Here is a 19,726-nt window from a genome sequence, read left to right on the forward strand (position 1 = left end):
CAGAAAAGACAAAACCGAGCCATTGGCTCGGTTCTGTTTTGAAGAGTGGTGCCCAGGAGAAGACTCGAACTTCCACGGTGTTGCCACCGCTAGGACCTGAACCTAGTGCGTCTACCAATTCCGCCACCTGGGCACATTGCGACGATCGCTCGCCGACTTTTTGCAGCATTCACCGTTTTCACGGCACGGAAGCTGCTCCGTTAAAAGCGAAACCGAGCCATCGGCTCGGTTTCTGAAGAGTGGTGCCCAGGAGAAGACTCGAACTTCCACGGTGTTGCCACCGCTAGGACCTGAACCTAGTGCGTCTACCAATTCCGCCACCTGGGCACGGGAAACTATGATTACTCAATCGCTTCCGTGTTACAACGTCTCAGCAACGTTGTGGGCGCGAACTATACGGAGCAGCTTTTTGCTTGTAAACCCCTGACGGCGAAAAAATTATTGTGCTGACCCCCGATGCCGTTTCGCGCTTCAATAGGCATATGGCACACACATCTATATATGCGTAAAGGTGATTTCACTTAATGGCCGATTGGCAATCCCTCGATCCTGAGGCCGCCCGCGAGGCGGAAAAATACGAAAACCCCATCCCCAGCCGCGAGCTGATTCTGCAGCACCTGGCTGAGCGCGGTTCGCCCGCCGCCCGTGAAGAGCTGCTGACCGAGCTGGGTCTGACCACCGAAGAGCAGGAAGAAGCCCTGCGTCGTCGTCTGCGCGCCATGGAGCGCGACGGTCAACTCATCTATACCCGCCGCGGCACCTATGCGCCGGTGGACAAACTCGATCTGATCTGCGGTCGCATCAGCGGTCACCGCGACGGCTTCGGCTTCCTGGTCCCGGACGACGGCAGCGACGACCTGTTCCTCAGCCCGGCGCAGATGCGCCTGGTGTTCGATGGCGACCGTGCCCTGGCGCGGGTTTCCGGCCTCGACCGGCGTGGTCGTCGCGAAGGCGCCATCGTCGAGGTGATCGCCCGTGCCCACGAGAGCATCGTCGGCCGCTATTTCGAAGAAGCCGGCATCGGTTTCGTCGAGGCCGACAATCCGAAGATCCAGCAGGAAGTGCTGGTCACCCCGGGTCGTACCGGCGGCGCCAAGATCGGCCAGTTCGTCGAGATCAAGATCACCCACTGGCCCACGTCGCGCTTCCAGCCCCAGGGTGACATCGTCGAAGTGATCGGCAACTACATGGCGCCGGGCATGGAGATCGACGTGGCGCTGCGTAGCTACGACATCCCGCATGTGTGGCCGGATGCGGTGACCAAGGAGGCGCGCAAGCTCAAGCCTCAGGTGGAGGAGAAGGACAAGGAAAACCGCGTCGACCTGCGCCACCTGCCGTTCGTCACCATCGACGGCGAGGATGCCCGCGACTTCGACGACGCGGTCTACTGCGAGAAGAACAGCGGCCGCTGGAAGCTGTTCTCCGGCGGCTGGAAGCTCTATGTGGCGATCGCCGACGTGTCGCACTACGTCAAGGTTGGCGCGGCCCTGGATGAAGAGGCGCAGAAGCGCGGCAACTCGGTTTATTTCCCCGAGCGCGTGGTGCCCATGCTGCCGGAAGAGCTGTCCAACGGTCTGTGCTCGCTGAACCCGCATGTCGATCGCTTGGCCATGGTCTGCGAAATGAGCATGTCCAAGTCCGGCGAGCTGGTCGACTACCAGTTCTACGAGGCGGTGATCCACTCCCATGCGCGCCTGACCTACAACAAGGTCAGCTACATGCTGGAGCAGCCCAAGAGCAGCGAAGGCAAGTCCCTGCGTGAGGAATACAATGAAGTCCTGCCGCACCTCAAGGAGCTCTACTCCCTGTACAAGGTGCTGCTGGCCGCCCGCCACGAGCGCGGCGCCATCGACTTCGAGACCCAGGAGACGCGTATCGTCTTCGGCAGCGGACGCAAGATCGCCGAGATCCGCCCGACTCAGCGCAACGACGCCCACAAGCTGATCGAGGAGTGCATGCTGGCGGCCAACGTGGCTACCGCGCGCTTCATGCTCGATCACGATATTCCCTCGCTGTATCGCGTGCACGATGGCCCGCCGGCCGAGCGCGTGGAGAAGCTCAAGGCCTTTCTCGGTGAGCTGGGCCTGGCGCTGCACAAGGGCAAGCAAGGGCCGGTGCCGAAGGATTACCAGAAGCTGCTGGCCAGCATCCAGGGACGCCCGGACTTTCACCTGATCCAGACCGTGATGCTGCGCTCCCTGAGCCAGGCGGTGTACAGCGCCGACAACAACGGCCACTTCGGTCTGAACTACGAGGCCTACACCCACTTCACCTCGCCGATCCGGCGCTATCCGGACCTGCTGGTGCATCGCGCGATTCGCAGCGTGATCCGCTCCAAGCGCGAGACCAAGCACGTGCAGCGCGCCGGTGCGGCGAGCATGCCCAAGGCGCGCATCTATCCGTACGACGAGGCGGCGCTGGAGAAACTCGGCGAGCAGTGCTCGATGACCGAGCGCCGTGCCGACGAGGCGACGCGCGACGTGGTCAACTGGCTCAAGTGCGAGTTCATGCAGGATCGCGTCGGCGAGATCTTCGAGGGTGTGATCACCGCGGCGACCGGTTTCGGCATCTTCGTTGAGCTGAAAGACATCTATGTCGAAGGCCTGGTGCATGTCACCGCACTGCCGGGCGACTACTACCACTTCGATCCGGTGCACCACCGCCTGTCCGGCGAGCGCAGCGGCCGCAGCTTCCGCCTCGGCGACAGCGTGGAAGTGAAGGTCATGCGCGTCGATCTGGACGAGCGCAAGATCGAGTTCGAACTGAGCGAAGGCAAGGCCGACAAGGCGCCTGCCGGGCGTGGGCGTGGTGGCGATAGCCGCAAGAAGACGGCGCCCAAGTCTGCCGGCCTCGGCAACACCGATGTGCAGAAGAGCCGCGACGTGAAGAAGGCGCTGCTCGACGGCGCCAAGACGGGCGGTGGCAAGGCGCCGGCGGGCAAGCCTGCCGGCAAGTCCGGCGGTCATCGCAAGGGCGCGCCCAAGGCGGATGCTCCGGCGGGCGGCAAGCCGGGTTCGAGTCGGCGTAAGGCGAAGCGATGAGCCAGCTGGAGAAAGTCTACGGCGTGCATGCCGTCGAGGCGTTGCTGCGTCATCACCCCAAGCGAGTCAAGCAGCTGTGGCTGGCCGAGAGTCGGCAGGACCCGCGGATGCGCAGCCTGCTGGAGCTGGCCGGCCAGCACCGCGTGGCGGTCGGGCACAAGGATCGCCAGGAACTGGATGAGTGGGCCGAAGGCGTGCACCAGGGCGTGGTCGCCGAGGTCAGCCCCAGCCAGGTGTGGGGCGAGAACATGCTCGACGAGCTGCTCGAGCGCAGTGAAGGCCCGGCCCTGCTGCTGGTGCTGGACGGCGTGACCGATCCGCACAACCTTGGCGCCTGCCTGCGTACCGCCGACGCCGCCGGCGCTCAGGCGGTGATCGTGCCCAAGGACAAGTCGGCCACCCTCAACGCCACCGTGCGCAAGGTGGCCTGCGGCGCCGCCGAGGTGATCCCGCTGGTGGCGGTAACCAACCTGGCACGCACCCTGGAAAAGCTGCAGAAGAAGGGCCTGTGGATCGTCGGCACCGCCGGCGAGGTCGACCAGGAGCTGTACCAGCTGGATATGACCGGCCCGACCGTGCTGGTCATGGGCGCCGAGGGCAAGGGCATGCGCCGCCTGACCCGCGAGCACTGCGACTACCTGGTGAAGCTGCCCATGGGCGGCAGCGTCAGCAGCCTGAATGTCTCGGTCGCCACCGGCGTCTGCCTGTTCGAGGCGGTGCGCCAGCGCCAGGCGGCCAAACCCAAGGCCTGAGTTGTTCAAATAATCGCCAATCCGCCTTGCGTGCGGCAGGGGGCTTCTCTAGAATGTCGCCCCTTGCCGTGACGGCAGGCGTGCATGCGCCTTCGCTTCGGCAAGTTCAAACGAGTCATTCACTCCTTGCCTGACCACCTTCTGTTGGCAGGCTACAACCCGTAAGGAGCATTCATGCGTCATTACGAAATCATCTTCCTGGTTCATCCGGACCAGAGCGAGCAAGTCGGCGGCATGGTCGAGCGTTACACCAAGCTGATCGAAGAAGACGGCGGCAAAATCCACCGTCTGGAAGATTGGGGCCGTCGTCAACTGGCCTACGCCATCAACAACGTTCACAAGGCTCACTACGTGATGCTGAACGTTGAGTGCAGCGGCAAGGCCCTGGCCGAGCTGGAAGACAACTTCCGCTACAACGACGCTGTGATCCGTAACCTGATCATCCGTCGCGACGAAGCCGTTACCGGCCAGTCCGAGATGCTCAAGGCCGAAGAAAACCGCAGCGAGCGCCGCGAGCGCCGTGAGCGCGTTGAAACCGAATCCGCCGAAGGCGAAGACGGTGACAACGGCGACAACGCTGACGAGTAATCCACGGATCTATTGAGGAGCCACATTCATGGCACGTTTCTTCCGTCGTCGTAAATTCTGCCGTTTCACCGCTGAAGGCGTGAAAGAGATCGACTTCAAAGATCTCAACACCCTGAAAGCCTACGTTTCCGAAACCGGCAAAATCGTTCCTAGCCGTATCACCGGTACCAAGGCCAAGTACCAGCGTCAGCTGGCCGTCGCTATCAAGCGCGCCCGCTACCTGGCCCTGCTGCCCTACACCGACAGCCACGGCCGTTGAGAGCAGATCGTCGACAAAGTTGTAAGGGATAAACCGCATGCGCGCCTTGGCTGAGTTCATCATGCGCGGCCGTATGCAGGCCACCCTGGTGGTGGTCGGATCGGCGGCAGTGCCGCTGTTGTTCTGGTTGAGTGCCGCCGCCAGCTGCCTGGTGCTGCTGCGGCGGGGGCCGAGAGATGCCGTTGGCATCCTCGCCTGGGCATTGCTGCCGGCCTTGGCCTGGTGGCATTTCGGCGAGCCGCGCACCCTGCTGGTGCTGCTCGGTTCGCTGGGGCTGGCGTTGTTGTTGCGCGCCGGCCAGGCCTGGGTTCGAGTGGTGCTGGCAAGCATCGCTCTTGGTCTGGTGTATGGCGTGATCCTGGGTGCGGTGTTCCGCGAACCCATCGCGGCAATGGCGGGTGAGTTGTACAAGCTCATGCCGCAGATGCTCGATGGGGTCTACCAGCAGATGTCGGTAGAAGAGCGGACCCGCCTGGAGGCGCTGATTACCCCGGTGCTCACCGGACTGATGGCTGCGTTACTGCAGATCGTCAGCCTGCTCTGCCTGATGCTCGGGCGGTACTGGCAGTCGATCTTGTACAACCCCGGCGGCTTCGGGCTCGAGTTTCGTGCTTTGCGCCTGCCGCCACCACTGGCCTTCGGCCTGTTGGCGGTCATGCTCCTGGCGCCCAATCTGGGTCTCGAGCTGGCCATGCTGACGCCGATGTGCAGCGTGCCACTGGCGTTTGCCGGCGTGGCCCTGCTGCATGGTCTGGCTGCCGCAGGGCGCCTGGCCAGGTTCTGGTTGGTGGGGCTGTATGTATCGCTGCTGCTGTTTATGCAGCTGGTTTATCCGTTACTGGTGGCCTTGGCCATCGTCGACAGTCTGATGGATTTTCGCGGTCGCCAAACGCGCAACAACGGCGCCGGCCCCGCGAACGGTGAAGGTTAAAAGTTAAGAGGTAAGACCCAAATGGAAGTTATCCTGCTGGAAAAAATCGCCAACCTGGGCAACCTGGGCGATAAGGTCAACGTAAAGTCCGGTTACGGCCGTAACTACCTGCTGCCGCAGGGCAAGGCCACCGCCGCTACCGCCGAGAACGTTGCTGCGTTCGAAGCTCGTCGCGCCGAGCTGGAAAAAGCCGCTGCCGAGAAGAAGGCTTCCGCCGAATCTCGCGCTGCTCAGCTGGCCGAGCTGGAAGTCACCATCACTGCCGTGGCCGGTGACGAAGGCAAGCTGTTCGGTTCCATCGGTACCCACGACATCGCCGAAGCCCTGACCGCCTCTGGCGTTGCAGTGTCCAAGGCCGAAGTTCGTCTGCCGAACGGCACCATCCGCCAGGTCGGCGAATTCGACGTAGCTGTGCACCTGCACACCGACGTGGAAGCCACCGTCAAGGTGATCGTGGTAGCTGCCTAAGGCAAGCGACCCAGTGGGCTTGCACGAAGGTGCGGGCCTGCAGACAATCGGGCACTCATCGCTTCGCGGTGCGTGCCCGTTGTTTTTTCTAGAGCCCTTGGCCAAGCCGCACGGTTTTGCCAAGGCCTCTGAGCGTATGGAATCACAGGTGCCATGAACGACATCAGCGTCCCCCAGCAGTACGACCTGGAAACCGCGGCCCTCAAGGTGCCGCCGCACTCCATCGAGGCCGAACAGGCCGTGCTGGGCGGTCTGATGCTCGACAACAACGCCTGGGAACGGGTCTCCGACGCGGTGTCGGATGGCGACTTCTATCGGCATGACCACCGCCTGATCTTCCGCGCCGTGGTCACCCTGGCCGAACGCAACTCGCCATTCGACGTGGTGACCCTGTCCGAGCAGCTGGACAAGGAAGGCCACCTGAGCCAGGTCGGCGGCCTGGCCTACCTGGGCGAGCTGGCCAAGAACACGCCGTCGGTGGCCAACATCAAGGCCTATGCGCAGATCATCCGCGAGCGCGCCACCCTGCGTCAGCTGATCGGTATCAGCAACGATATCGCCGACATGGCCTACGCGCCCCAGGGCAAGAGCGCGGTGGAAGTGCTCGACGAGGCCGAGCGGCAGATCTTCCAGATCGCCGAGGCGCGGCCTAAGGCGGGCGGCCCGGTGGGGATCAACGAGATCCTGGTCAAGACCATCGACCGCATCGACGAGCTGTTCAACACCAACGAGGGCCTGACCGGCATCTCCACCGGCTTCACCGACCTGGACGGCATGACCAGCGGCCTGCAGCCGGCGGACCTGGTGATCGTCGCCGGCCGTCCGTCCATGGGTAAGACCACCTTCGCCATGAACCTGGTGGAGAACGCGGTGCTGCGCTCGGACAAGGTGATCCTGGTGTTCTCCCTGGAGATGCCCAGCGACTCGATCGTGATGCGTATGCTCTCGTCCCTCGGCCGCATCGACCAGACCAAGGTGCGTTCCGGCAAGCTGGACGACGACGACTGGCCGCGCCTGACCTCGGCGGTCAACCTGCTCAACGAGCGCAAGCTGTTCATCGACGATACCGCCGGCATCTCGCCGACCGAGATGCGTGCCCGCGCCCGCCGCCTGGCCCGCGAGCATGGCGACATCGGCATGATCATGGTCGACTACCTGCAGCTGATGCGCATCCCGGGTTCCAGTGGCGACAACCGCACCAACGAGATCTCCGAGATCTCGCGCTCGCTCAAGGCCCTGGCCAAGGAATTCAACTGCCCGGTGATCGCCCTGTCGCAGCTCAACCGCTCCCTGGAGCAGCGCCCCAACAAGCGCCCGGTCAACTCCGACCTGCGTGAATCCGGGGCGATCGAGCAGGACGCCGACATCATCATGTTCGTCTACCGCGACGAGGTGTATCACCCGGAGACCGAGTACAAGGGCGTGGCCGAGATCATCATCGGCAAGCAGCGTAACGGCCCCATCGGCACCTGCCGCCTGGCGTTCATCGGCAAGTACACGCGCTTCGACAACCTGGCGCCGGGTCTCTACAACTTCGAGGAAGATTGACCCCCTTCGGAGCTGACCCTGCTCAATGAAAACGGGCGCTCAACGGTTAAGATGGGCGCCCGTTTTCTTTCCGGAAGTTCGTCATGCGCCCCCTCGTCGCCACCATCGATCTGGCCGCCATTCGCCATAACTACGCCTTGGCCAAGCGCTGCGCGCCGGGTCGCCAGGCGTTCGCGGTGGTCAAGGCGAATGCCTACGGGCATGGCGTGCGCGAGGTGGTCAGCGCCCTGCATGACGAGGCCGATGGCTTTGCCGTGGCCAGCCTGGAGGAGGCCGCCGAGGTCCGCGCCATGCATGGCACGGCGCGCATCCTGCTGCTGGAAGGCTGTTTCGGCGCTGACGAGCTGCCGATGGCCGCCCACCTGGGCCTGGACCTGGTGCTGCAGGGCGTCGAGCAGGTCGAGGCACTGCTCGCCACCAACCTGTCGCGGCCGCTGAATATCTGGCTCAAGCTCGACTCCGGCATGCATCGCTTGGGCCTTTGCGCCGATGCCGTGCGCCAGTTGTTCCCGCGCCTGCGCACGGCGCCGCAGGTGGCCGAGCTGAACCTGCTCAGCCACTTCGCCTGCGCCGACGAGCGCGGCCATTCGCTGACCGAGGTGCAGCTGGAATGCTTCCTCGACCTGCTCGACCTGGATTTCGACCAGCGCAGCCTGGCCAACTCCGCCGCGCTGCTGATGATCCCGGCAGCGCACATGGACTGGATCCGTCCCGGCATCATGCTCTACGGCGCTACGCCGTTCGCCGACCTGTCCGCCGCCGAGTTGGGCCTGCAACCGGTCATGAGCCTGAACGCCCAGCTGATCGCCGTGCGCGAGGTGGCCGTGGGCGAGAGCGTCGGCTATGGCGCCGGCTGGGTCGCCGAGCGCCCATCGCGCATCGGCACGGTGAGTTGCGGCTATGCCGACGGCTATCCGCGCCATGCGCCTGCCGGCACGCCGCTGTGGATCCGTGGGCAGCGCGTGCCGCTGGCCGGCCGGGTGTCTATGGATATGCTCACGGTCGATCTGAGCGATCTGCCCGAGGCCGCTGTCGGCGACACGGTGGAGCTGTGGGGCGCCAACCTGGCGGTGGACGAGGTGGCCCAGGCCGCCGGCACCATCGGCTACGAGCTGCTGACCAAGGTCACCGCGCGCGTGCCTCGGCGCTACAAGGCCTGATCGAACTCAGCTCAGCCCGCTGGGCACCTTGAGCACATCCAGCATCAGGCAGGTCTGCGGGCTCAGCTCGCCGTCGCAGCCCTGCAGCACGAAGCCCGAGCGGCCGCGCTGCTTGGCCCGGTACATGGCCTCGTCGGCCGACTTGTACAAGCCGGTGAACTGCAGCGCGTGCTGCGGATAGAGCGCGGCGCCGATGCTGATGGTCACCACCAGGCGGTTGGCGCCGTACAGCACCGGTCGCGACAGCTCGCCGAGCAGGCGCGCGGCAATTTCCTGGGCATGCTGCTGGGCATCCGGGCCGCAGACCAGCACGGCGAACTCGTCGCCGCCCAGGCGCGCCACCATGTCGTTGGTGCGTACATGCTCGCGCAGACGATGACCGATGGTGCGCAGCATCAGGTCGCCGGCGTCGTGGCCGTAGCGGTCGTTGATCGGCTTGAAGTGGTCCAGGTCGACCAGCATCAGCGCCACCGACTCGCCGCGTCGCTGGGCATCGGCCAGCGCCACTTCGGCGCGTTCGATCAGGTAGCGGCGGTTCGGCAGTTCGGTCAGCGGGTCGTGGAAGGCGGCATGCTGCAGGCGCTGCTCGCGCTCGCACAGCTGCTGGTTGGCCTGGGCCAGTTCCACGGTGCGCAGGCGCACCGCCTCCTGCAGTTCGTCGGCGCTGGCCTGCATCTGCGCCAGGCGCGCGCTCTTCTCGCGGTCGGCCTGCAGCAGGGCCTCGGCCTTCTCCTGCTTGAGCGTCTGGATGCGGTAGGCCAGGGCGAAGGAGAACAGGATCGACTCGGCCGCCACCGCCAGGGGGAACACATAGGCGTTCCAGGTGGCCGGTTGCACCAGGCCGGTGGAGCGCAGCAGCGCCAGGCTGATGCTGCCGAGGATCAGGCCGTAGCCGAACAGGTAGAGCAGGGCGGGGAAGTAGCCCTGGCGCCAGCGGATCATCGCCGCGCCGAGCGCCGCCGGGATGCTGGTCAGCGACAGCAGGGCGATCAGCCAGGCCGAGGCGCCGCGCAGGCCGAAGGCCTCCATGGCGATGGCGATCACGTAGCAGGCGCAGGCCAGGCTCAGCAGATGGTGCGCCCAGCGCACGTGGATGCGGGTCTGCAGCAGGGTCTGGGTGAAGCGGCAGGCGCAGAAGCCCCACAGCGAGGGCAGGGTGATGCGGTCCAGCCAGAACGGCACCGGTGCGTCCGGCCACAGGTACTGGAAGCCGTGGCCGCTCATGCTGACGATCAGCAGCAGGGCGCCGGCGGTGGTCAGCACGTACCAGAAGTAGGCGGTGTCGCGCAGGGTGAAGAAGATGAACAGGTTGTACAGCAGCAGGGCGGCGATGATGCCGTAGATCAGACCCAGGCCGAGGTTTTCCTGGCTGGCCAGGTGGTCCAGGTCGTCCAGCTGCCAGACCCGTAGCGGGAAGGAGTTGCCGGCCGGGTCGAAGCTGCGCAGGTAGAAGGTCTGTGGCGTTTCGCCCAGCTCCGGCAGCTGCAGCAGCGGGCGTCGGTAATCATGGTCGCGGCCCTCGGCAAAGCTGACCCGCTCGCCGACCTGGCGCTGCTTCCAGCCGCCCTTGCCATCGGGCGTATACAGCTGCAGGTCGAGCGGGGTCACCGCGCCGATCTCCAGCCACCAGCGCTTGGGGGCGTCGGCGCTGCGCTGCAGCTCCAGCTTGATCCACCAGGGATTGGGGTTCTGCCCGACGCTGGCCAGGCCCCTGGCCGGCACGAAACGCTGTTGCACGGCCGGATCGGCCATGTCGGCGATATCCAGTTGGCCGCCAGCATCCTCCAGCAGCATGATCTGCCCGTTCAGCTGCTGCCCGCTGCTATTCGCCTGCAGCTGTACGGCGGCGTGCAGGCGCCCGCCGAGCAGGCTCAGGCACAACATCAACAGCAGCGCATGCGGGATCGAGCGTCGCACCGGGGGACTCCTTGTTCCGGGTTCGGGCTGGCGTTTTGCAACCAGGCCCGAGTATAGACATGGAAGTGACCGTGATCACAAATTGACAGCATGGCTGGGCACGAGCAACTGAGCGTCGCAGTCGGATTCTGTATGTTTTTTGTGCTATATTCCGCGCCCCCGTGAAAGCCCGGTTGATCAAAAAACATGCAACTCGCCAAGCCGCTGTTCGACTATCCCAAGTACTGGGCCGAGTGCTTTGGTCCCGCACCCTTCCTGCCGATGAGCCGGGCAGAGATGGATCAGCTCGGCTGGGACAGCTGCGACATCATCATTGTCACCGGTGACGCCTACGTCGACCACCCGTCCTTCGGCATGGCCATCATCGGCCGCCTGCTCGAATCCCAGGGCTTCCGCGTGGGCATCATCGCCCAGCCGGACTGGCGCTCGAAGGACGACTTCATGAAACTCGGCCAGCCGAACCTGTTCTTCGGCGTGGCGGCGGGCAACATGGACTCGATGATCAACCGCTACACCGCGGACAAGAAGATCCGTAGCGACGACGCCTACACCCCGGGCGGCCTGGCCGGCGCTCGTCCGGATCGCGCCAGCCTGGTGTACAGCCAGCGCTGCAAGGAAGCCTACAGCCATACCCCGGTGGTGCTCGGCGGCATCGAGGCCTCGCTGCGCCGCATCGCGCATTACGACTACTGGCAGGACAAGGTGCGCCGCTCGATCCTGATGGACGCCACCGCCGACATCCTGCTGTACGGTAACGCCGAGCGCGCCGTGGTCGAGATCGCCCAGCGCCTGGCCTTCGGCGAGTCGGTCGAGAACATCACCGATGTGCGCGGCACCGCCTTTATCCGCCGCGATACGCCGGAAGGCTGGTACGAGGTGGACTCCACCCGCATCGACCGTCCTGGCAAGATCGACAAGATCATCAACCCCTACGTCAACACCCAGGACACCGCCGCCTGCGCCATCGAGCAGGAGAAGGGACCGCAGGAAGATCCTAACGAAGCCAAGGTCATCGAGCTGCTGCCCAGCCCGAAGATGACCCGCGCCAAGACCGTGATCCGCCTGCCGTCCTTCGAGAAGGTGCGCAACGACCCGGTGCTCTACGCCCACGCCAACCGCGTGCTGCACCTGGAGACCAACCCGGGCAACGCCCGTGCCCTGGTGCAGAAGCATGGCGAGGTGGACGTGTGGTTCAACCCGCCGCCCATCCCGATGACCACCGAGGAAATGGACTACGTGTTCGGCATGCCCTATGCGCGCGTGCCGCACCCGGCGTATGGCAAGGCGAAGATTCCGGCCTACGAGATGATCCGCTTCTCGGTCAACATCATGCGCGGCTGCTTCGGTGGCTGCACTTTCTGCTCGATCACCGAGCACGAGGGCCGCATCATCCAGAACCGCTCGCACGAATCGATCATTCGCGAGATCGAGGAGATGCGCGACAAGGTACCGGGCTTCACCGGCGTGGTCTCTGACCTCGGCGGGCCGACCGCCAACATGTACCGCATCGCCTGCAAGAGCCCGGAAATCGAATCCGCGTGCCGCAAGCCGTCGTGCGTGTTCCCCGGCATCTGCCCGAACCTGAACACCGACCACAGCTCGCTGATCGAGCTGTACCGCAAGGCCCGTGCCCTGCCGGGCGTGAAGAAGATCCTGATCGCCTCCGGCCTGCGCTACGACCTCGCCGTGGAGTCGCCGGAGTACGTCAAGGAGCTGGTCACCCACCACGTTGGTGGCTACCTGAAGATCGCCCCGGAGCACACCGAGGAAGGCCCGCTGAATCAGATGATGAAGCCGGGCATCGGCAGCTACGACAAGTTCAAGCGCATGTTCGAGAAGTACTCGAAGGAAGCCGGAAAAGAGCAGTACCTGATCCCGTACTTTATCGCCGCGCACCCGGGCACCACCGACGAGGACATGATGAACCTCGCCCTGTGGCTCAAGCGCAACGACTTCCGCGCCGACCAGGTGCAGGCCTTCTACCCGTCGCCGATGGCCTCGGCCACGGCCATGTACCACTCGGGCAAGAACCCGCTGCGCAAGGTCACCTACAAGAGCGACGGCGTGACCATCGTCAAGAGCGAGCAGCAGCGCCGCCTGCACAAGGCCTTCCTGCGCTACCACGACCCGAAGGGCTGGCCGATGCTGCGCGAGGCGCTGGAGCGCATGGGCCGCAGTGATCTGATCGGCAATGGCAAGCATCACCTGATCCCGACCTATCAGCCGCAGACCGACGAGTACCAGAGCGCCCGGCGCAAGAACTCGACCCCGGCCGGCAGCAAGAAGGTCGCCGGCAACGGCGGCGACAAGGGCAAGACGGTCGGCCGCATCCTCACCCAGCACACCGGCTTGCCACCGCGTGGCAGCGACGGCAGCAAGGCGTGGGACAAACGCGAGCAGGCCAAGGCCGCCGCCGAGGCCCGGCGCAAGGCGGAGAAGTCCGGCGCCGGCAAGCCTGCCAGCAAGAAGCCGAGCAAGCGCCCGGTGGCTCCGCGCTGAACCTCCGCAACCGTCTGTAGGAGCGAGCTCTGCTCGCGAAGCTTTTTAGAGGCCTGATTCGCGAGCAGGGCTCGCTCCTACGCGCGGTGCTTTCGCCACCACTCCAGAGCACCCAACCCGGCGGCCCGACCGCTGGCGAAGCAGGCGGTGAGCAGGTAGCCGCCGGTGGGGGCTTCCCAGTCGAGCATCTCGCCGGCGCAGAAGGTGCCTGGCAGCTGGCGCAGCATCAGGTTCTGATCGAGCACCGCGAAGGTCACGCCTCCGGCGCTGGAGATGGCTTCGTCCAGTGGGCGGGTGCGCAGCAGTTCGATCGGCAGTGCCTTGATCGCTCGTGCCAGGCGCGGCATATCGGTGAAGTCTTCGGCGCTGGTCAGCTCGCGCAGCAGCGCGGCCTTGGCGCCATCCAGTCCGAGCTGGCGGTGTAGATGCTTGGCCATGGAGGCCGAGCCGCGCGGCTTGCTCAGCAGCGCCTCGACTTTATCCAGTGTTCTGTCCGGTTGCAGATCCAGATAAACCCGCGCCTGGCCGTGTTGCTCGATGCGCTGGCGAATGGCGGCGGACAGCGCGTAGACCAGGCTGCCTTCGATGCCGTGCTCGGTCAGCACGAATTCGCCACGCCGCGGCGCCTCGCCGTCCAGCGCCAGGGTCACGTTCTTCAACGGCGCGCCGGCGAACTTGCCGCGCAGGTGCTCGCTCCAGCCGGCCACCTCGAAGCCGCTGTTGGCCGGGCGCAGCGGCGCGATCTCGACTCCGCGCTGCTCCAGCAACGGCACCCAGGCGCCGTCCGAGCCAAGGCGCGCCCAACTACCGCCACCCAGGGCCAGCACGCAGGCATCGGCTGCAACCAGGCGTTCACCGTCCGGTGTGGCGATACGCAGTTCGCCGCTCTCGGTCCAGCCCTGCCAGCGGCTGCGCGTGTGGATGGCCACGCCAGCCTCGCGCAGGCGCTTGAGCCAGGCGCGCAGCAGGGGCGCGGCCTTCATATCGGTGGGGAAAACTCGTCCTGACGTGCCAACAAAGGTGTCGATGCCCAGGCCGTGAATCCAGGCGCGCAGGGCCTCGGCGTCGAAGTCTGCCAGCAGCGCGGCGATCTCCTGTTCACGCTCGCGGTAGCGGGCGAGAAACGGTGCCTTGGGCTCCGAATGGGTGATGTTCATGCCGCCGACCCCGGCCAGCAGGAACTTGCGTCCGACCGAGGGCATGGCATCGAACAGCTCGACATGCGCGCCACCGGCGGCCAGCACCTCGGCGGCCATCAGCCCGGCGGGGCCGGCGCCGATAACGGCAACCAGTGGCTTGGAGCGAGACGTTGAGTTGGTCATGGAGGGGCGAGGCAGGCGATGGCAAAGCGGCATTCTACCCGAGGCATCGGTCGCCAGCCTTGTCATCTGCGCGGGCTTCGGGCAGGGTCTGGGCATCAATCCCAGCGAGAGCGTGTGCTATGTCCGGCCTCTATCCCAGTGTCGATCCCGAGGGTCTGCTCGAATATTCGGTGGTCTACACCGACCGCTCCCTCAACCATATGTCGCAGTCCTTCCAGGGCGTGATGCGGGACATTTCCAGCACCCTGAAGCAGGTCTACAACGCCCATGCCGTGGCCGTGGTGCCCGGCAGCGGCACCTTCGGCATGGAGGCGGTGGCGCGCCAGCTGGCGACCGGGCAGAAGACCCTGGTGCTGCGCAATGGCTGGTTCAGCTACCGCTGGACACAGATCTTCGAAATGGGCCAGATCCCCGCCGCCTCCATTGTGCTCAAGGCACGCCCGGTCGCCGAAGGTAGCCAGGCCGCCTATGCGCCGGCGCCGCTGGCCGAGGTGCTGGCGACCATCGTGGCGGAAAAACCGCAGGTGGTGTTCGCGCCCCATGTGGAGACTTCCTCGGGGATGATCCTGCCCGACGACTACCTGCGCGCCGTGGCCGATGCCGTGCACGCGGTGGGCGGCCTGTTCGTGCTCGACTGCATCGCCTCCGGCACCCTCTGGGTGGACATGCAGGCGTGTGGCATCGACGTGCTGATCAGCGCCCCGCAGAAGGGCTGGAGCGCCTCGCCGTGCTGCGCCCTGGTGATGCTCAGCGCCGCCGCCCAGGCCCGCGTCGAGGCGACCCAGAGCAGCAGCTTCGCCTGCGACCTGAAGAAGTGGCTGCAGATCATGCAGGCCTACGAGCAGGGCGGCCACGCCTACCACGCGACCATGCCCAGCGACGCCCTGGCGCGCTTCCGCGATGCGATGAAGGAGGCCGAGGCCAAGGGCTTCGCCGAGGTCTGCCAGCAGCAGCGTGAGCTGGGCCGACGCGTGCGTGCGCTGTTGGCGGCTAAGGGCTTCAAGAGCGTCGCGGCAGAAGGCTTCGAGGCGCCCGGCGTGGTGGTCTGCTACACCGAGGATGCGCAGATCAAGAACGGCAGCAAGTTCGCCGCCCAGGGCCTGCAAACTGCTGCCGGTGTTCCGCTGCAGTGCGACGAGCCGGCGGACTTCCAGACCTTCCGTCTCGGCCTGTTCGGCCTGGACAAGCTGGGCAATGTCGAGCGCACCGTAGCCACCCTCGAGCAGGCCTTGGATAAAGTCCTGGCCGGCTAACGCAATCCCGCCGCGCGCCACACCAGCGCGGCGCTGTGGTGCAGGATGCCGTGGCGGCGGGCGAGCAGGGCGCGGTCCTGGTCGTAGCCGCCGCCGATCAGCCCGACCACCGGGATGTCGCGCTCCAGGCAGTGGCGGAACACCGCTTCGTCACGGGCGGCGATGCCGGCGTCGGTGAGTTGCAGATAGCCGAGGCGGTCGTCCTTGTGCACGTCCACGCCGCCGTCGTAGAGCACGATATCCGGCTGGTACAGGGCCAGCAGGTAGCCCAGGCTGTCGTGCACCACCTTGAGGTAGTCGGTGTCGCCCATGCCGATCGGCAGGCCGATATCCCAGTCGCTTTTCGCCTTGCGCGTCGGGAAGTTCTTCTCGCAGTGCAGCGACACGGTGATGGCGTCCGGCACGTTTTCCAGCAAGCGCGCGGTGCCGTCGCCCTGGTGCACGTCGCAGTCGTAGATCAACACCCGGCCGACGCGGCCGCTCTCCAGCAGGTAGCGGGCCATCACCGCCAGGTCGTTGAAGATGCAGAAGCCCGAGGCCTCGTCGAAGTGCGCATGGTGGGTGCCGCCGGCCAGGTGGCAGGCCATGCCGTGTTCGAGCGCCAGCTCGGCGGCCAGCAGCGAGCCGCCCACGGCGCGCACGGTGCGGCGGGCCAGCGCTTCACTCCAGGGCAGGCCGAGGCGGCGCTGCTCCTGGTAGGTCAGCTCGCCGCTGGCGAAGCGCTCGATATAGTCCGGGCAGTGCGCCAGGGCGAGGATATCCGGCGGGCAGATCTCGGGGCGATGCAGCTCTTCGTCGCGCACCAGGCCGCTGTCCACCAGGTGGTCGCGCAGCAGGCGGAACTTCTCCATGGGGAAGCGGTGGTTGGCCGGGAAGGGCGGGCTGTAGTCGTCGTGGTAGACCAGCGGCAGCATAATGAACAACTCTCGCAGCCATTTGAAAAACTAGGCGAGCCCAGTATATGACCACGACCCTGAGCAGCGAACGCCTGATCCTGCGTCCCTGGCGCGACGACGATCTGGATGCCCTGGCGGCCATGTGCGCCGATCCCGAGGTGATGGCGCATTTTCCCGCCGTGCTGGACCGCGCCGGCAGTGCCGAGCTGCTCGGCAAGCTGATGGCGCATCAGGTCGAGCATGGCTTCACCTTCTGGTGCCTGGAGCGGCGCGAGGATGCTGCCGTGATTGGTTTCACCGGGCTGGCGCCGGTCGGCTTCGCTGCGCCCTTCGTGCCGGCGGTGGAGACCGGCTGGCGTCTGGCTCGGCCGTTCTGGGGCCAGGGTTATGCGCTGGAGGCGGCGCGGCGTTCGTTGCAGTTCGCCTTCGAGGAGCTTGGTCTGGAGCAGGTGGTGGCCTTTACCGTTCCGGCCAATCGACGCTCCTGGGGCGTGATGGAGCGCCTGGGCATGTGCCGCGATCCGGCCGATGACTTCGAGCATCCGAACCTGCCAGCCGGGCATCCATTGCGCCCGCATCTGCTCTATCGCATCACGCAGGAGAACTGGCATGGACGCTGAGCAGCAGGTGCGTGCCTATCACGCGCTGAGCAAGCACGCGCCGAACGCCTATGCGCCGGGGCCCGGTCAGCTGGATTGGGCGACCCAGCCGGCGCCATTTCGTCGCTACGCCGGTAGCCGTCTGCTCGAGTTGTGGCAGCGCCCACTGGAGGAGACGCCGGGTTACGACACGCCCTTCGCCGGGCCACTGGGCGAGCCGCAACCGCTGAGCCGCGCCAGCCTCTCGCAGCTGCTGTACGACAGCCTGGCGCTGTCGGCCTGGAAGGAGGCCGGTGGCAATCGCTGGGCGCTGCGGGTCAATCCGTCGTCCGGCAATCTGCATCCGAGCGAGGCCTATCTACTGCTGCCGCCTGGCAGCGTCGAGGAGCCGGGGCTGCTGGCGCATTACGCGCCGGATGCTCATGGCCTGGAGGTGCGCGCCGAGCTGCCGGCGCCGCTGGGCGAGCAACTGGCGGCGGCGTTGCCGGCTGGCGGCTTCCTGCTGGGGCTGGCCAGCATTGCCTGGCGCGAGGCCTGGAAATACGGCGAGCGCGCCTATCGCTACTGCCAGCACGACCTGGGGCATGCGCTGGCGTGCCTGAGCATCGCCGCCGCCATCCAGGGCTGGCAGGTGCGCGTGCTGCGCGGCGTGGCCGAGGCACGGCTGGATGGCCTGCTGGGGCTGGATCGCGACGGCTTCCACGAGGCCGAGCATGGCGACTGCCTGCTGTGGATCGGTCCATTAACCGAGGAGTTTTCTTTGCCTGAAACGCTGCTGCGCGGCCTGGCCGCGCTGGAGCTGGGCGGCACGCCCAATCGCCTGTCACGCCAGTATCGCGAGTGGCCGGAGCTGGCGCGGGTGCATGCACTGTGCCGGGCGCCGGCGTTGCCGAGCCTGAGCTGGCAGGCCGCGGCTGGGCGGCGGGGCGACGATAATCTCGGCCTGCCACTGCGGCCGATCCTGCATCGGCGACGCAGTGCCCAGGCCTTCGACAGCCGCTCCGGCATCCAGGCCGAGCTGCTGTTTGCCTGGCTGCGTCGCTTGTTGCCGGAGAACTCGCCGGTGCCCTTCGCGGCGAGCGGCGAGGCCGCCCAAGTCGATCTGCTGCTGTTCGTTCACCGTGTGCAGGGGCTGGAGTCGGGCCTGTATTGGTTGGCCCGCTGCGATCGCCAGCCCCAGCCGGAAGGACTGCGCGGCGACTTTGCCTGGCAGCGGGTGCACGCCGAGCTGCCGCTGTATCACCTGCTGGAGGGCGACGCCCGTGGCCTGGCCGGCTTCCTCTCCTGCGGCCAGGACATCGCCAGCGACGGCTGCGTGGCCCTGGCCATGCTGGCACGCTTCGATGCGGCGCTGGCCGAGGGGCCGTGGCGCTATCCGCGGTTGTACTGGGAGTGCGGGCAGATCGGCCAGTTGCTGTATCTGGAGGCCGAGGCGGCGGGGTTGTCTGGCACCGGTATCGGCTGCTTCTTCGACGATCAGGTGCACGAATTGCTGGAACTGGCCGACAGCCGCTGGCAAAGCCTTTACCATTTCACGATTGGCCGCGCGGTGTGGGACGAACGCCTCACCAGCGCGCCAGCCTATAACGAATTGCGTGTGCCGCCGAGGAGCGATGTATGAGCCAAGTGCTGGATGATCTGGTGTCCCTGCTGAGCATGGAGCAGATCGAGGAAAACCTGTTCCGTGGGCGCAGCCAGGACCTGGGCTTCCGTCAGCTGTTCGGTGGCCAGGTGCTCGGCCAGTGCGTGTCGGCGGCCAACCAGACGGTGGAGGAGGCGCGTCACGTCCATTCGCTGCATGGCTACTTCCTGCGCCCTGGCGATGCCAGCCTGCCGATCGTTTATCACGTCGACCGCGTGCGCGATGGCGGCAGCTTCAGCACCCGGCGGGTCACGGCGGTGCAGAAGGGCCAGCCGATCTTCTTCTGCTCGGCCTCGTTCCAGGCCGACGAGGACGGCTTCCACCACCAGCTGCCGATGCCTGACGTGCCGGGGCCGGAGAACCTGCCCTCGGAGACCGACATCGCCCGCCAGGTGGCGCACCTGATCCCCGAGCGCATGCGCGAGCGGATGACCAGCGAGAAGCCGATCGAGATCCGCCCGGTCACCCGTATCAATCCCTTTGCCCCCGAGCCGTGCGACCCGGTGAAGTACGTGTGGTTCCGCGCCGCCGGTGAGCTGCCGGCCGAGCCGCAGCTGCACAAGCTGCTGCTGGCCTATGCCAGCGATTTCAATCTGCTGACCACCTCGATGCAGCCGCACGGCGTATCGGTGTTCCAGAAGTTCATGCAGGTGGCCAGCCTCGACCACGCCCTGTGGTTCCACGCCGACCTGCGCATGGACGACTGGCTGCTGTACGCCATGGACAGCCCCTGGGCCGGCAATGCCCGCGGCTTCTCCCGCGCCAGCATCTTCGACCGCAACGGGCGCCTGGTGGCGTCCTCGGCGCAGGAGGGGCTGACCCGCCTGCGCGAGGACTGGAAGTGACGAGTC

Annotated in this window: 16 protein-coding genes and 2 tRNA genes; 13 read left to right on the forward strand and 5 right to left on the reverse strand. The window is 65.9% G+C overall.

The features are described from left to right. Positions 1–46: 46 nt before the first annotated feature. Positions 47–133: transfer RNA gene (locus N7607_RS22425), tRNA-Leu, on the reverse strand. A 107-nt stretch (positions 134–240) separates the two neighbouring features. Continuing rightward, positions 241–327: transfer RNA gene (locus N7607_RS22430), tRNA-Leu, on the reverse strand. 197 nt (positions 328–524) lie between these two features. Between N7607_RS22430 and rnr the strand changes: the two genes are divergently transcribed. The 8 genes from rnr (at position 525) to alr (ending at position 8,747) form a co-directional block, all read left to right on the forward strand. Further along, on the forward strand, positions 525–3,041 hold the full coding sequence (gene rnr, locus N7607_RS22435; RefSeq protein ID WP_279869215.1) for a ribonuclease R: 2,517 nt from the start codon (positions 525–527) through the stop codon (positions 3,039–3,041). Beyond that, positions 3,038–3,793, forward strand: a complete 756-nt coding sequence (gene rlmB, locus N7607_RS22440) for a 23S rRNA (guanosine(2251)-2'-O)-methyltransferase RlmB (RefSeq protein WP_279869214.1) — start codon at positions 3,038–3,040, stop codon at positions 3,791–3,793. The genes rnr and rlmB overlap by 4 nt, the downstream gene beginning before the upstream one ends. A 174-nt stretch (positions 3,794–3,967) precedes the next feature. Further along, positions 3,968–4,381, forward strand: coding sequence for a 30S ribosomal protein S6 (gene rpsF, locus N7607_RS22445; RefSeq protein WP_279869213.1), 414 nt, complete (start codon positions 3,968–3,970; stop codon positions 4,379–4,381). A 28-nt stretch (positions 4,382–4,409) separates the two neighbouring features. Next, entirely contained in the window at positions 4,410–4,640 is a 231-nt protein-coding gene (gene rpsR, locus N7607_RS22450; protein ID WP_043310391.1) for a 30S ribosomal protein S18, read from the forward strand. 37 nt (positions 4,641–4,677) lie between these two features. After that, positions 4,678–5,571 (forward strand): hypothetical protein, encoded by an 894-nt coding sequence (locus N7607_RS22455; RefSeq protein WP_279869212.1) that lies wholly within the window; start codon positions 4,678–4,680, stop codon positions 5,569–5,571. A gap of 21 nt (positions 5,572–5,592) precedes the next feature. Next, a complete protein-coding gene (gene rplI, locus N7607_RS22460; protein ID WP_137970825.1) occupies positions 5,593–6,039 on the forward strand; it encodes a 50S ribosomal protein L9 in 447 nt (148 codons plus the stop codon). Between the two features lie 153 nt (positions 6,040–6,192). After that, entirely contained in the window at positions 6,193–7,587 is a 1,395-nt protein-coding gene (dnaB, locus tag N7607_RS22465; protein WP_137970826.1) for a replicative DNA helicase, read from the forward strand. 83 nt (positions 7,588–7,670) lie between these two features. Beyond that, positions 7,671–8,747 (forward strand): alanine racemase, encoded by a 1,077-nt coding sequence (alr, locus tag N7607_RS22470; protein ID WP_279869211.1) that lies wholly within the window; start codon positions 7,671–7,673, stop codon positions 8,745–8,747. A 6-nt stretch (positions 8,748–8,753) separates the two neighbouring features. Here the strand turns inward: alr and N7607_RS22475 are convergent, their stop codons facing one another. Next, positions 8,754–10,631 carry a sensor domain-containing diguanylate cyclase gene (locus N7607_RS22475; protein WP_279869218.1) on the reverse strand — a complete coding sequence of 626 codons (1,878 nt, stop codon included), beginning with the start codon at positions 10,629–10,631 and terminating at the stop codon, positions 8,754–8,756. Positions 10,632–10,850: 219 nt separating this feature from the next. On the opposite strand from N7607_RS22475, the gene N7607_RS22480 reads away from it, so the two are divergent. Beyond that, the gene (locus N7607_RS22480; RefSeq protein WP_279869209.1) at positions 10,851–13,163 is read left to right on the forward strand and encodes a YgiQ family radical SAM protein; all 2,313 of its coding nucleotides are present in this window, start codon (positions 10,851–10,853) and stop codon (positions 13,161–13,163) included. A 77-nt stretch (positions 13,164–13,240) separates the two neighbouring features. Here N7607_RS22480 and N7607_RS22485 read toward each other — a convergent pair whose 3' ends face one another. Next, complete coding sequence (locus N7607_RS22485) at positions 13,241–14,485, reverse strand: TIGR03862 family flavoprotein (protein ID WP_279869207.1); 1,245 nt, start codon at positions 14,483–14,485, stop codon at positions 13,241–13,243. A 119-nt stretch (positions 14,486–14,604) separates the two neighbouring features. On the opposite strand from N7607_RS22485, the gene N7607_RS22490 reads away from it, so the two are divergent. Next, positions 14,605–15,738 (forward strand): aminotransferase class V-fold PLP-dependent enzyme, encoded by a 1,134-nt coding sequence (locus N7607_RS22490; protein ID WP_279869205.1) that lies wholly within the window; start codon positions 14,605–14,607, stop codon positions 15,736–15,738. On the opposite strand, the gene N7607_RS22495 is transcribed toward N7607_RS22490, so the two are convergent. Further along, the gene (locus N7607_RS22495; protein ID WP_279869217.1) at positions 15,735–16,655 is read right to left on the reverse strand and encodes a histone deacetylase; all 921 of its coding nucleotides are present in this window, start codon (positions 16,653–16,655) and stop codon (positions 15,735–15,737) included. The genes N7607_RS22490 and N7607_RS22495 overlap by 4 nt on opposite strands. 44 nt (positions 16,656–16,699) lie before the next feature. On the opposite strand from N7607_RS22495, the gene N7607_RS22500 reads away from it, so the two are divergent. The 3 genes from N7607_RS22500 to tesB are packed head-to-tail and all read left to right on the forward strand — an operon-like array spanning position 16,700 to position 19,720. Then, entirely contained in the window at positions 16,700–17,254 is a 555-nt protein-coding gene (locus N7607_RS22500; protein ID WP_279869204.1) for a GNAT family N-acetyltransferase, read from the forward strand. After that, the gene (locus N7607_RS22505) at positions 17,244–18,854 is read left to right on the forward strand and encodes a SagB/ThcOx family dehydrogenase (protein WP_279869203.1); all 1,611 of its coding nucleotides are present in this window, start codon (positions 17,244–17,246) and stop codon (positions 18,852–18,854) included. Before N7607_RS22500 ends, N7607_RS22505 begins: the two co-directional genes overlap by 11 nt. Next, positions 18,851–19,720, forward strand: a complete 870-nt coding sequence (tesB, locus tag N7607_RS22510) for an acyl-CoA thioesterase II (protein WP_279869202.1) — start codon at positions 18,851–18,853, stop codon at positions 19,718–19,720. The genes N7607_RS22505 and tesB overlap by 4 nt, the downstream gene beginning before the upstream one ends. Positions 19,721–19,726 lie beyond the last annotated feature (6 nt).

Origin of the sequence: Pseudomonas sp. GD04019 (genome assembly GCF_029837695.1) — a bacterium.
In the GTDB taxonomy this organism is placed as follows: domain Bacteria; phylum Pseudomonadota; class Gammaproteobacteria; order Pseudomonadales; family Pseudomonadaceae; genus Aquipseudomonas.